Source organism: Pallidibacillus thermolactis (genome assembly GCF_025660415.1).
GTDB lineage: Bacteria > Bacillota > Bacilli > Bacillales > Caldibacillaceae > Pallidibacillus > Pallidibacillus thermolactis.
The window spans coordinates 75,122-86,806 of sequence record NZ_JAOUSE010000001.1 but is presented as its reverse complement, the minus strand read 5'-3'; the positions used below and the strand labels follow the sequence as shown (position 1 = coordinate 86,806).

Below are 11,685 nucleotides of genomic sequence, written 5' to 3'. Positions count from 1 at the left end.
CCCTCCACTGTTAAGGTTTTATTTCGTATTTCTAATAAACCCATTTGACTTTTCTAACTTGTCAAGCGCTTCTTCATAGGAGCAATTCAATAAAATCATTACAATGGCTGGTTTTACTTCTTGGTTCGCTCGTAGAAAATAGGTTTGTGCAGTATCGTAATCAACCCCTGTAGCTTCCATAATGATTCTCTTTGAACGTTCTACTAACTTTTTATTTGTAGGCTGTACATCTACCATTAGATTTTCATATACTTTTCCAATTCCAATCATAGAAGCAGTTGAGATCATGTTGAGCACAAGTTTTTGCGCAGTACCAGCTTTTAATCGAGTTGACCCCGTTAATACTTCAGGACCTGTTTCAACTTCGATCGCGATTTGGGCGATTTTTCCTATCACTGAATGTTTATTATTGCTAATACTAGCGGTGGTTGCTCCGACTTCGTTCGCGTATTTGAGTGCACCAATAACATATGGTGTTCTACCGCTTGCAGCTATTCCAACAACGACATCTTTTTCGTTAATCGAAATCGCTTTCAAATCCAGTTGACCTGATTCTTCATCATCTTCCGCACCTTCAATGGCTTTTAAAATGGCTTTCTCACCTCCTGCAATCAATCCCTGAACTAATGTAGGTTCAACCCCAAAAGTAGGCGGACATTCGGAAGCATCTAATATACCAAGACGACCACTAGTCCCCGCACCGACATAGATCAATCTCCCACCATTTTTGAAAGCTTTCACCACTCCTTTGACAACGCTTTCAATATTGTCAATTTCTTTTTTTACGGCCAAAGGAACGGTAGCATCTTCTTCATTCATTAATAATAAAACCTCTTTAATCGACTTATTATCTAATTCCATGCTTTTTGGGTTTCTTAATTCTGTTGTTAATTTTTCTAGCATCGTCTCACCCTTTTGTGTAGTTTTCTTTCATACTTTTATTTTACCTTTATAGAAATAAAGTGTCAACCATTTTAATTATTTTTGTGAAATAAAATTTCAAACGATGGAATATTCCCCCTTTCATTTTCATATTTTTTATCTTCTTAGTCGTATAACTTCATCTCTAGCTTCTTTATATTGATGAATGACTTGTTCACCTTTCATATGAAATACACTTAAATACAGCGCATCGATAATTGTTAGTTGAGTCATTCTTGAAGGGATGCTCGCAATCCGATAATCATGCTCTACAACTGGAGTACATAATTTTATATCAGATTCTTTATATAGTGGTGACTTGTCCATATTCGTGATCGCAATCACGGTAACACCTTTCGATTTAGCAAATCTTGCCAATTCTAACACATCTTTTGTTTTTCCTGACATACTTACCGCTATTAATACAGACTTTTCACTTAAAAACGGAATTAATGATAATAAAAAATGAAAATCTTGATGTGTTGTACATTGAAACCCTAACCGAGTAAATTTATAATAACCGTCAATAGCAGCCGTAGCAGACCCTCCAACACCAAAAAAGACGATTCGATCCGCTTCATATAATAATTCTACTGCTTTTTCAAATTCTTTTCTGTCTAAAGATGCTGGCGTCGCCTCGATCGCTGATTTATTCACATACGTCACTTTTTGAAATAAATCATAAGGTTTATCCCGTTTTTGCAAAATATTAAAATCGGTTAAATTTAAGTCTGAGAGGGTAATATCTTTGACTAGTTCTAATTTAAAGGATTTAAAGCTACCGATACCAATCGATTTACAAAATCGGACAACACTTGACTCGCTGACATCACTATTTTTAGCCAAGTCTTTTGTAGTCATATTCGGTACTAGTTCCGGATGTTTCAATACGTATTCCCCGATTTTCCTTTCTGCATCTGATAGTTTGTTTAAATTTTGTTCGATTCGTAATAATAAAGAACTCATTTTTTCACATCCTCAATTTGTTTCACTGATTTGAAATAAAATTTCATCTTTAAATATATTATATATAAAACCATTCATTCCTTCATCATCATTGTGTACTTTAAAGAACTTAGGAAAACCGCCCGAATGACTTGGGCGGTTTATTCTTGTCATCATATATAAAGTGAAAATATAAAAAAAGGGGAATGTTATATTGTTATTCGACGTAATAAAACTAATCATCGTCTACTGGATATACACCATTTTCATCGTGAACTTCACGACCTGTAAGGGGTGGGTTAAATACACAAACGACACGCATATCAACTTTTCCACCGCGTAAAATATGTTCATCATGTTGATCTAAAGCATATAAGGTACCTGGTGTAATTTTATACACCTTCCCGTCCGAAAGGGTTTCTACTTCACCTTCACCCTCAATACAATATACCGCTTCTAAATGGTTTTGATACCATATATGTGTTTCTGTCCCCGCTTTTATAAGTGTATCATTTACGGAAAACCCCATGCCATCTTTTTTAGTTAACAACCGTCTGCTAATCCAAGTTTCACCATCTACGTCATGCTCAGTCCCTATAATTTGATCTAAATGAACAACTTTCATATTTATTCCTCCGTATAAAAAACTATAGTAATATTTTTCACATTTACTTATACAGTAATCAGTTTTTGTTGTTTCACCACTGCATCAATACTTTGTTCAATAATCTCAAATCCTTTTTTCAATTCCTCTATTTCAATTGTTAATGGTGGAAATAGTTTGAACACTTCATCTATTGGCCCAGAAGTTTCCATAATCAAACCTCTCTTAAATGCTTCTTGACAAACTTTTGCAGCTAAGTCTTTTGCTCCACATTTTATCCCTTGCATCAAGCCACGACCTTGTCGGTTTCCTTTCAGTTCAGGAAAGTCCTTTACCAACCTTTGCAAAAAGTCCGTTACAACATTTGCTTTCTTCTGAATATCTTTTTCAAAGGAATCGTCATCCCAATAATTTAAACTTTCTACAGCGGTAACAAATGCTAAGTTATTGCCACGAAACGTTCCATTATGTTCACCTGGTTTCCATTGATCCAGTTCGGGTTTAAATAAAGTGATAGCCATTGGAAGCCCATAGCCACTAAGGGATTTCGATAGGCAAACAATGTCTGGCTTGATTCCAGCGGGTTCAAAACTAAAGAACGTTCCTGTTCGGCCAATTCCAGCTTGAATATCATCCACAATTAATAAAATGTTATATTCTCTGCAAACTTCTTCAATTCTTTTTAGCCAATGGAATCTAGCCGCATTGATGCCTCCTTCACCTTGGACTGTCTCAAGTATTACTGCAGCGGGTTTGTCCAAGCCACTACCACTGTCTTCCAAAATTTGCTTGAGATACTCCACTGTGTCGAAATCCTCTTCAAAATAATTGTCAAATGGAACTGAAATTGTATTTTGCAATGGGACTCCGGCACCTTTGCGTTTCATTGCATTTCCTGTAACAGAAAGAGAACCGAGGGTCATACCATGGAAACCATTCGTAAAACTAATAATATTTGTCCGACCAGTTACCTTTCGTGCAAGTTTTAATGCACTTTCTACAGCATTTGTTCCTGTCGGACCAGTAAACATCACTTTATATTGTAAATTTCTTGGTTTCAAAATCACTTCATTGAATTTTTCTAAGAAATTTCGTTTCGCTTCAGTTGCCATATCAAGACTATGGGAGATATTATCTTGTAAAATATAACGGACTAAAGCATCTTGCATTTTTTGATTATTATGACCGTAATTTAAGGCACCAGCGCCCGATAAAAAATCTAAATATTCCTTACCCTCTTCATCCCACAATTTACTTCCCTTCGCCTTTGTAAAAACGGTGGGGAAACTTCTACAATAAGCACGGACTTCAGACTCTAATTGTTCAAAAATTGCCAGCGAATTTTTATATTTTTTGGACATTGTTCTGGACATACCTCCAATAAATCATCATTATTTTTTTATCGGTCCAATTCGATAAAGTAGTTCTTGCTCATGGGAATCATCCGGAAACCACTCTTTTGGAAAACATCGATGAACGGTATAATTTGTGTTCATCTTTTCAGCAAATCCTGTAAAAAGGGATTTAGATGCATAATTCGAAGGAGTTACGGTTGCTTCTATGTACGATACATGTTGACAACCTTCACTTTCAATCAGCGCTTTTAACATCTTTGTTGCAATTCCTTGCTTTCGGTAACGTTGATCAACACCAATTTGCCATACAAAAACGGTATCTTGTCGATCCGGTTGAACAAAACCTGTAACAAAACCTGCTAATGTTTCTTTAGCCTTCGCAACAATACATGTCTTTTTAAAAAATTTACTCATCATGATATAGCAGTAAGGAGAGTTTGAATCGAGCGTAGAACTTTTTACAAGTTCATACATGTCTCGTCCATCAACATCAGTTGGATTGATATATTGTATACTTGTATGTTTGGTTATCAATTGGCCACCTCCTTTTCTCCTCATTTTTATTCTCATTGGTTGTTTATGTTAATATCTCATTTTGTAATAAAAAGTGATGTCAAATGCACCAAAGAGAATATAGTGTCATGTTAACAATAGATGGTATAGTAATCAAATTATTATTTTTATTCAGAATTTGATTAAAACATGATTCAACAGCATGACGTTGGGTTACGGTATGCTTTATTCAAAATAACTTTAATATTCTTTGTCATTATCCCTTTTGTCTTATAAATGATTTTTAATGATGATCAAATGGGAATAGACGAGTAAAAAGAAAAAACCGCACTCAATGATTTGTAAAGCAAACCAATAAGTGCAGTTCATTTTTGTGATTTTTTAACTTTATATTTATATTTTTAAAAAAAAAGAGGTCCCAATTGTGCCGTCGTTATAGATGCCAACGTTTTGAACCCGCTATAGGCAGGTGGGTGTCCTGTCTTAAACTTTGCAAGTCCCGGTAAAACGGGCATTTGCGCCATTTAAGAACTTCCGGACTCCCTTTTGGCAATGTGTTCGGTCAAAACTTGGTAAAACTAACGGACACATCAGGACTCTCTGTTTGTTAGTATAATAACATATCTTTTGATTTTAATTCAATATACAAGAATCGGAAATTACTTCCTTTCCTTCATATTTATAGACAGCTTCAATTCATCTAACTGGCTAGAACTTACTTCACTCGGTGCATTCGTTAACGGATCGCTTGCACTTGCCGTTTTTGGAAAGGCAATCGTATCCCGTAAATTGCTCCGACCTGCCAGTAGCATGATTAAACGGTCTAACCCGATCGCAATTCCTCCATGTGGTGGTGTACCATATTCGAAGGCATCCATAAGGAAACCAAACTGTTCGCGGGCTGACTGCTCTGAGAAACCTAAAACTTTAAACATCTTCTCTTGAACATCCCGTTCAAAAATTCGAATAGAGCCTCCGCCTAATTCATAACCATTTAATACAATATCATAGGCTTGTGCACGAACTCGCCCAGGATCTGTTTCAAGTAAAGGTAAATCTTCGCGTACAGCCATCGTAAACGGATGGTGTGCAGCATAGTAGCGGCCTTCTTCTTCGTCGTATTCTAATAGCGGCCAATCCGTTACCCAAAGGAAGTTAAATTTACTTTCATCAATTAAACCTAATTCTTTTCCTAATTTTAAACGTAAGGCACCTAAACTATCGGCAACAACGGATTTTTTATCAGCAACAAATAATAATAAGTCGCCTGCTTCAGCATCAAATAATGCTTTTAATTGATTTTGGATGTTATCGTCAAAGAATTTTGCAATCGGTCCTGTAAAACCTTCTTCTGTAACTTTAATCCATGCTAAACCTTTTGCACCATAGATTTTCACAAACTCTGTTAAAGCATCAATATCCTTACGAGAATATTGCTCTGCACTTTGTTTCACATTTATGCCTTTTACTTGACCGCCATTGGCAACAGTACTTGCAAACACTTTAAATTCTGAGTCTTTCACAATCTCAGAGGCATCGACAAGTTCCAAGCCAAAACGTGTGTCAGGTTTATCCGAACCATATCGCTCCATTGCTTCTTGATAAGTTAAACGTGGGAAAGGTGTCGTAATATCGATGCCTTTTACGTCTTTCATTACTTTTTTCATCATTTGTTCTATAAGTGCTATGATATCTTCTTGGCTCATAAAACTTGTTTCAATATCAATTTGTGTAAATTCCGGTTGTCTGTCAGCACGTAAATCTTCATCACGGAAGCAACGAGCAACTTGATAGTAGCGGTCAATGCCTCCAACCATTAACAATTGTTTAAAAATTTGTGGGCTCTGTGGTAAAGCATAAAAGTGACCTGGATGAACGCGACTTGGTACTAAATAATCCCGGGCACCTTCCGGGGTACTTTTCGTTAAAATCGGTGTTTCCACTTCTAAAAACTCTTCAGCATCTAAAAAGTCACGAATCGCTTTTACCGTTTTACTTCTTAAACGTAACGTTTCATACATAACAGGACGACGAAGATCAAGATAACGATATTTAATGCGTGTTTCGTCTGTAATATCCATTTCATTTTCAATTGGAAATGGTGGTGTTTTCGCTTCGTTTAAAATAGTCAATTGTTCACATTGGATTTCTATCATACCGGTCTTTAATTTTTTGTTCTCTGTCCCTTCTGCCCGACGAATGACGTTCCCTTTTACATCAAGGACATATTCACTACGTACACTTTCTGCAAGTTTAAAACTTTCCGGTGAATCAACAGGATTAATCACAACTTGAACGATACCGGTCCGATCTCTTAAATCAATGAAAATAAGTCCCCCTAGATCTCGCCTTTTCTGGACCCAGCCTTTTAATACAACAGATTCACCAACGTTTTTCTCCGATAGTTCTCCGCAATAATGTGTTCTTCCAAACATGTTATTTCTCCTTCCTATTAGACCATTTCTGTACAACATCTATGAATTCAGCTAATTTCACTTCTTTTTGCTCACCAGATTCCATATTTTTTACTTGAACTTCTCCTTTTTCCAGTTCATCTTCGCCAATAATAATGGTATATTTCGCATTTAACCGATTCGCAGATTTCAATTGAGCTTTCATTTTCCGATCCAAGTAATCACGATCTGCTGAAAAACCATTATTACGTAAATCGGCTAGCAATTTTACCGAATAATCCTTAGCTTTGTCACCTAAAGCAACAATGTAAAAATCTAATTGGTCATCAAAGGCCACCTCTACTTGTTCTGCTTCCATAGCGGCAATTAAACGTTCAATACTTAAAGCAAACCCTATACCAGGTGTTTCTGGACCACCGAATTCTTCAACTAAACCGTTGTAGCGGCCACCACCACATAGGGTTGTAATGGCACCGAAACCTGGTGCAGAACTCATAATCTCAAAAGTTGTTTGATTATAGTAATCTAGTCCACGAACAAGGGTCGGGTCAACGGTATATTCAACACCGAGTTGATCCAAATATTGACGTACTTTGGCAAAATATTCTTGAGATTCCTCATTTAAATAATCTAGAATCGAAGGAGCTGTTTTCATCAATTCATGTTCGCGGTCAACTTTACAATCTAATATCCGAAGTGGATTTTTTTCTAACCGACTTTGACAATCTTTACAGAACTCGCCAATTCTTGGTTTAAAGTGATTAATTAACGCTTCACGATGTTTTAGACGAGACTCAATATCACCTAAACTATTAATGACGAGATTTAAATTTTTCAAGCCTACCGTTTGATAGATCTCTAATGCTAAGGCGATCACTTCGGCATCTATAGCAGGATCAGCACTTCCTAACGCTTCAACGCCGAACTGAACAAATTGACGATATCTCCCCGACTGTGGACGTTCATATCGAAACATCGGTCCCATATAATACAATTTTATTGGTTGATTTGGGTGGCCGAACATTTTATTTTCAACAAAAGAACGAACAACGGAGGCTGTTCCTTCTGGTCTTAATGTAAGGTCTCTTCCACCACGATCTTGGAAAGAATACATTTCTTTTTGAACGATATCGGTTGTATCACCGACTCCCCTTTGGAAAATTTCCGTATGTTCAAAAATCGGAGTACGAATTTCTTCATAACGATATTTCTTTGTGATGTGTCTGACTTTATCTTCTATCCATTGCCATAGTTTTACTTGTTCAGGAAGGATATCCTGGGTACCACGTGGGATTTTTACATTCATTTTAATTCCTCCTTAGTTTTAAGCATCCGTCATTTATTCACTCGCAACTGATAAGATTCCATAATAAAAAAGCCCCGCCCCTTGTCGAAACAAGGGACGAGAGCCTATCTCGCGGTGCCACCCTAATTGAAGAAGAACATTCCTCTTCCACTTACCAGTTAACGCCTGTTTACGTAATACCCTTACTAAACGAAACAACGTCTTTCAGAGCTATCTTCAGGAGTGTCTTTCATTGTGGCAGTATGTAGGAATGCTTTCAGCCACGGCATCCCCTCTCTTTACACCTGGATCACAATTACTTTTCTCCATCATTAGATCGACATATGTATTTTTCTTCTTCGATTATATTACGGAATGATGAAAAAATTGTCAAGGGGGTAACGATGGTTGATATCATCTTTCATCTCAAGAGTTTCCGCTATTGAAATAACTAGTATTATGAGCGATTTAATCGTTTTTTTAGTTTTTTTACCTCACCGAGTGATATGCCAAAATCAGAAGCTAGTTCATACATCGTACTTTGATCTTGCTGGTCGATGAATTCATGAAAATTTACGCCGAATAGGCTTTTCGAAGCTTTATTCGAATGACTATGTTTATCACTTGAACGCAATGCATACACTCCTTTATTAAACAGAAGACTTTTGTTCGTTTTAATAGTATGTCCGAAAAACAAACAAATCTTTCATGGAGTGTATGTGGATAATAGGAGACCTCAAGAAAGCAAACAAAGCTTCCTTGAGGATATTCATTTTGATTCCAGTAATAGTGTAACCGGACCGTCATTCGTGAATTGAACATCCATCATTTCACCAAAAATCCCTGTTTCAACGGTTAATTCTTTTCCCCTTAACTTCTCATTAAAATAATCATACAGTTTTTTAGCATATTCTGGTTTAGCAGCAGCCATAAAATTTGGTCGTCTACCTTTTCTTGTATCCCCATATAATGTAAATTGGGATACAGAAAGGATGGCACCACCGACATCTTGGATCGATAAATTCATTTTTCCATTATCATCTTCAAAGACGCGCAAACCAGCGATTTTTTCCACTAAATAATCTGCATCTGCTTCCGTATCATCATGAGTGATACCGACTAAAAGTACAAAACCTTTTTCAATAGCACCAACACTTTCTCCATTAACGATCACTTTAGCATCTTTTGCTCTTTGTAATACGATTCGCATATAATGCCTCCTTTAGTTTAGGACACGGCGGACTGCATAAATATCATGAATTTGTTTAATACGCTCAACGACCTTTTGTAAATGAGCAACATTATGAATGGAAATAGAAAGATGGATCACAGCCATTTTATTACGGTCGGTTTTTCCATTTACAGCAGAAATATGTGTTTTTGTCTCATTTACCGCCTGTAATACTTCATTTAATAGGCCTCTACGATCAAAACCGTTAATTTCTAAATCCACGTTATATTCTTTTTTATTTGAAGCATAGCCTTCCCATTCAACAGGAATTAGCCGGTCTTTAATATTAACATCTTGCGTATTTGGACAATCTGCTCGATGAACTGAAATTCCTCGTCCTCTTGTAATATAGCCGACAATTTCATCACCTGGAATCGGATTGCAACATTTTGACAGGCGAATTAGGAGATTGTCAATTCCTTTAACGCGAACCCCCGCATCACGTCTTTTCGGTGACTGATTTGATTTTAGGTCATTGATCTCATGTAATATAGCTTCATCTTCAATTTCCTTCTTCTTGCGAAGCGGCTCTGTTAAACGAGTCGCAATTTGAGCAGCAGTAATTCCATTATAACCAACAGCAGCATACATATCATCTTCATTAGCAAAGTTAAATTTCTCAGCCACCCGTTTAATATTTTCCGGCGTCATAACTTCTTTCATATCAAATTCAAGCTTTTGAACCTCTTTTTCTACTAGTTCCTTACCTTTAATAATGTTTTCTTCTTTTAGTTGACGTTTGAAAAATTGTTTAATTTTATTTTTCGCTTGAGAGGTCTGTGCAAGTTTAATCCAGTCACGGCTTGGCCCATAGGAATGTTTCGATGTTAATATTTCTACAATATCACCGGTTTTTAATTTATAATCCAATGGTACCATCTTGCTGTTCACTTTCGCACCGATCGTTTTATTACCAATCTCGGTATGAATACGATAAGCAAAATCAATAGGTACCGAACCTGCTGGTAGCTCAATGACATCTCCTTTTGGCGTAAATACATAAACCATATCCGAAAAGAGGTCGACTTTTAATGATCGCATGAATTCTTCCGCATTTTGTGATTCATTTTGAAATTCGAGAATTTCCCGGAACCAAGTTAATTTTTTCTCGAAATGATTACCGGTATTTGCTTTTTTCCCTTCTTTATATGCCCAATGAGCCGCAATCCCGTATTCAGCAATATTATGCATGTCATGAGTACGAATTTGAACTTCTAATGGATCACCCTTCGGTCCTATAACCGTTGTGTGCAATGATTGATACATATTTTGCTTTGGCATCGCAATATAATCTTTGAATCGTCCTGGCATTGGTTTCCATGCTGTATGGATAATCCCGAGTACTGCATAACAATCCTTAATACTATTGACGATAATCCGGACTGCTAACAAGTCATATATTTCATTGAATTGTTTATTTTGGTGGACCATTTTCCGATATATGCTATATATATGTTTTGGACGACCGGTAATTTCTGCTTGAATATTCAATTCATCGAGTCGCTTTTTCACTTCATCAATTACAACCTGAATATGTTCTTCGCGTTCAGCCCGTTTTCGTTTCATTAAGTTAACGATTCGATAATATTGTTGAGGATTTAAAAATCTAAGCGCAGTATCTTCCAATTCCCATTTGATTTTCGAAATCCCTAACCGATGGGCTAAAGGAGCAAATATTTCTAGTGTTTCATTGGCGATTCTTCTTTGCTTTTGCTCTGGAAGGTGTTTTAATGTGCGCATATTATGCAATCGGTCAGAAAACTTGATTAATATGACTCGTATATCTTTTGCCATAGCGACAAACATTTTTCGGTGGTTTTCAGCTTGTTGCTCTTCGTGGGATTTAAACTTAATTTTTCCGAGTTTCGTCACTCCGTCGACGAGCATAGCGATTTCCGAACCAAATTCCCGCTCCAAATCTTCAATAGTAACGGAGGTGTCTTCTACCACATCATGTAGAAAACCTGCACAAAGGGTGGCTGGATCCATTTTTAAATCCGCCAATATCCCGACAACTTGAATCGGATGAATAATATACGGCTCACCAGATTTTCGTACTTGACCGTCATGGGCCTTTTCCGCAAACTTATAAGCACGATATACTAAATCAGAATGCTCCTTATTTAAATAACTTTTAATTTTCATCATGCAATCATCTATTGTAATAGCCCGATCAGAACTCATAATATCACCTTTACAAATATATCCAACGGTAGGATTAATCATAATTGTCAAAAAATGTAATCAATATTAAATAATAATACCTATGAAAAAAGTTTAATTGCTTTTATTATCAATAAAAATAAGGAAATTGTAAAGCCCTTTGTATACTTTTTAACAATAGAATGGATTGATCCTGTTCTACTTGTAAATAAAGGAACAGCTTGGCTAGATTTGCCAAGCTATTCTTATCAAAG

The 11,685-nt window shown here is 36.5% G+C and carries 10 protein-coding genes, 1 other RNA gene and 1 other annotated feature; all 11 genes read right to left on the bottom strand.

Annotation, left to right across the window (positions count from 1 at the left end; genetic code table 11):
• Nucleotides 1-18: 18 nt before the first annotated feature.
• On the bottom strand, nucleotides 19-903 hold the full coding sequence (gene murQ, locus OEV82_RS00415; RefSeq protein ID WP_263060653.1) for an N-acetylmuramic acid 6-phosphate etherase: 885 nt from the start codon (nucleotides 901-903) through the stop codon (nucleotides 19-21).
• Nucleotides 904-1,038: 135 nt separating this feature from the next.
• On the bottom strand, nucleotides 1,039-1,887 hold the full coding sequence (locus OEV82_RS00410) for a MurR/RpiR family transcriptional regulator (protein WP_173658601.1): 849 nt from the start codon (nucleotides 1,885-1,887) through the stop codon (nucleotides 1,039-1,041).
• 214 nt (nucleotides 1,888-2,101) lie between these two features.
• Nucleotides 2,102-2,491, bottom strand: a complete 390-nt coding sequence (locus tag OEV82_RS00405) for an ectoine synthase (protein WP_173658600.1) — start codon at nucleotides 2,489-2,491, stop codon at nucleotides 2,102-2,104.
• A gap of 47 nt (nucleotides 2,492-2,538) precedes the next feature.
• Nucleotides 2,539-3,831: a diaminobutyrate--2-oxoglutarate transaminase gene (gene ectB / locus OEV82_RS00400; RefSeq protein ID WP_263060652.1), complete on the bottom strand. Its 1,293-nt coding sequence runs from the start codon at nucleotides 3,829-3,831 to the stop codon at nucleotides 2,539-2,541.
• Nucleotides 3,832-3,861: 30 nt separating this feature from the next.
• The gene (ectA, locus tag OEV82_RS00395) at nucleotides 3,862-4,359 is read right to left on the bottom strand and encodes a diaminobutyrate acetyltransferase (RefSeq protein WP_263060651.1); all 498 of its coding nucleotides are present in this window, start codon (nucleotides 4,357-4,359) and stop codon (nucleotides 3,862-3,864) included.
• Nucleotides 4,360-4,749: 390 nt separating this feature from the next.
• Nucleotides 4,750-4,938: non-coding RNA, 6S RNA (gene ssrS, locus OEV82_RS00390), on the bottom strand.
• A 59-nt stretch (nucleotides 4,939-4,997) separates the two neighbouring features.
• The gene (gene aspS, locus OEV82_RS00385; protein WP_263060650.1) at nucleotides 4,998-6,773 is read right to left on the bottom strand and encodes an aspartate--tRNA ligase; all 1,776 of its coding nucleotides are present in this window, start codon (nucleotides 6,771-6,773) and stop codon (nucleotides 4,998-5,000) included.
• Nucleotide 6,774: 1 nt separating this feature from the next.
• The gene (hisS, locus tag OEV82_RS00380) at nucleotides 6,775-8,058 is read right to left on the bottom strand and encodes a histidine--tRNA ligase (RefSeq protein WP_263060649.1); all 1,284 of its coding nucleotides are present in this window, start codon (nucleotides 8,056-8,058) and stop codon (nucleotides 6,775-6,777) included.
• 89 nt (nucleotides 8,059-8,147) lie between these two features.
• Nucleotides 8,148-8,379 (bottom strand) — a binding site (T-box leader).
• A gap of 115 nt (nucleotides 8,380-8,494) precedes the next feature.
• The gene (locus OEV82_RS00375) at nucleotides 8,495-8,680 is read right to left on the bottom strand and encodes a hypothetical protein (protein ID WP_317630490.1); all 186 of its coding nucleotides are present in this window, start codon (nucleotides 8,678-8,680) and stop codon (nucleotides 8,495-8,497) included.
• Nucleotides 8,681-8,806: 126 nt separating this feature from the next.
• Complete coding sequence (gene dtd, locus OEV82_RS00370; RefSeq protein ID WP_263060648.1) at nucleotides 8,807-9,247, bottom strand: D-aminoacyl-tRNA deacylase; 441 nt, start codon at nucleotides 9,245-9,247, stop codon at nucleotides 8,807-8,809.
• A gap of 12 nt (nucleotides 9,248-9,259) precedes the next feature.
• Complete coding sequence (locus OEV82_RS00365; RefSeq protein ID WP_263060647.1) at nucleotides 9,260-11,452, bottom strand: RelA/SpoT family protein; 2,193 nt, start codon at nucleotides 11,450-11,452, stop codon at nucleotides 9,260-9,262.
• Nucleotides 11,453-11,685: the final 233 nt, after the last annotated feature.

Excerpts from the sequence above, each read along its gene's own strand:
- aspS (WP_263060650.1), bottom strand. The coding sequence starts at position 6,773 with ATGTTTGGAAGAACACATTATTGCGGAGAACTATCGGAGAAAAACGTT.
- hisS (WP_263060649.1), bottom strand. The coding sequence starts at position 8,058 with ATGAATGTAAAAATCCCACGTGGTACCCAGGATATCCTTCCTGAACAA.
- OEV82_RS00410 (WP_173658601.1), bottom strand. The coding sequence starts at position 1,887 with ATGAGTTCTTTATTATTACGAATCGAACAAAATTTAAACAAACTATCA.
- murQ (WP_263060653.1), bottom strand. The coding sequence starts at position 903 with ATGCTAGAAAAATTAACAACAGAATTAAGAAACCCAAAAAGCATGGAA.
- dtd (WP_263060648.1), bottom strand. The coding sequence starts at position 9,247 with ATGCGAATCGTATTACAAAGAGCAAAAGATGCTAAAGTGATCGTTAAT.
- OEV82_RS00365 (WP_263060647.1), bottom strand. The coding sequence starts at position 11,452 with ATGAGTTCTGATCGGGCTATTACAATAGATGATTGCATGATGAAAATT.
- OEV82_RS00405 (WP_173658600.1), bottom strand. The coding sequence starts at position 2,491 with ATGAAAGTTGTTCATTTAGATCAAATTATAGGGACTGAGCATGACGTA.
- ectB (WP_263060652.1), bottom strand. The coding sequence starts at position 3,831 with ATGTCCAAAAAATATAAAAATTCGCTGGCAATTTTTGAACAATTAGAG.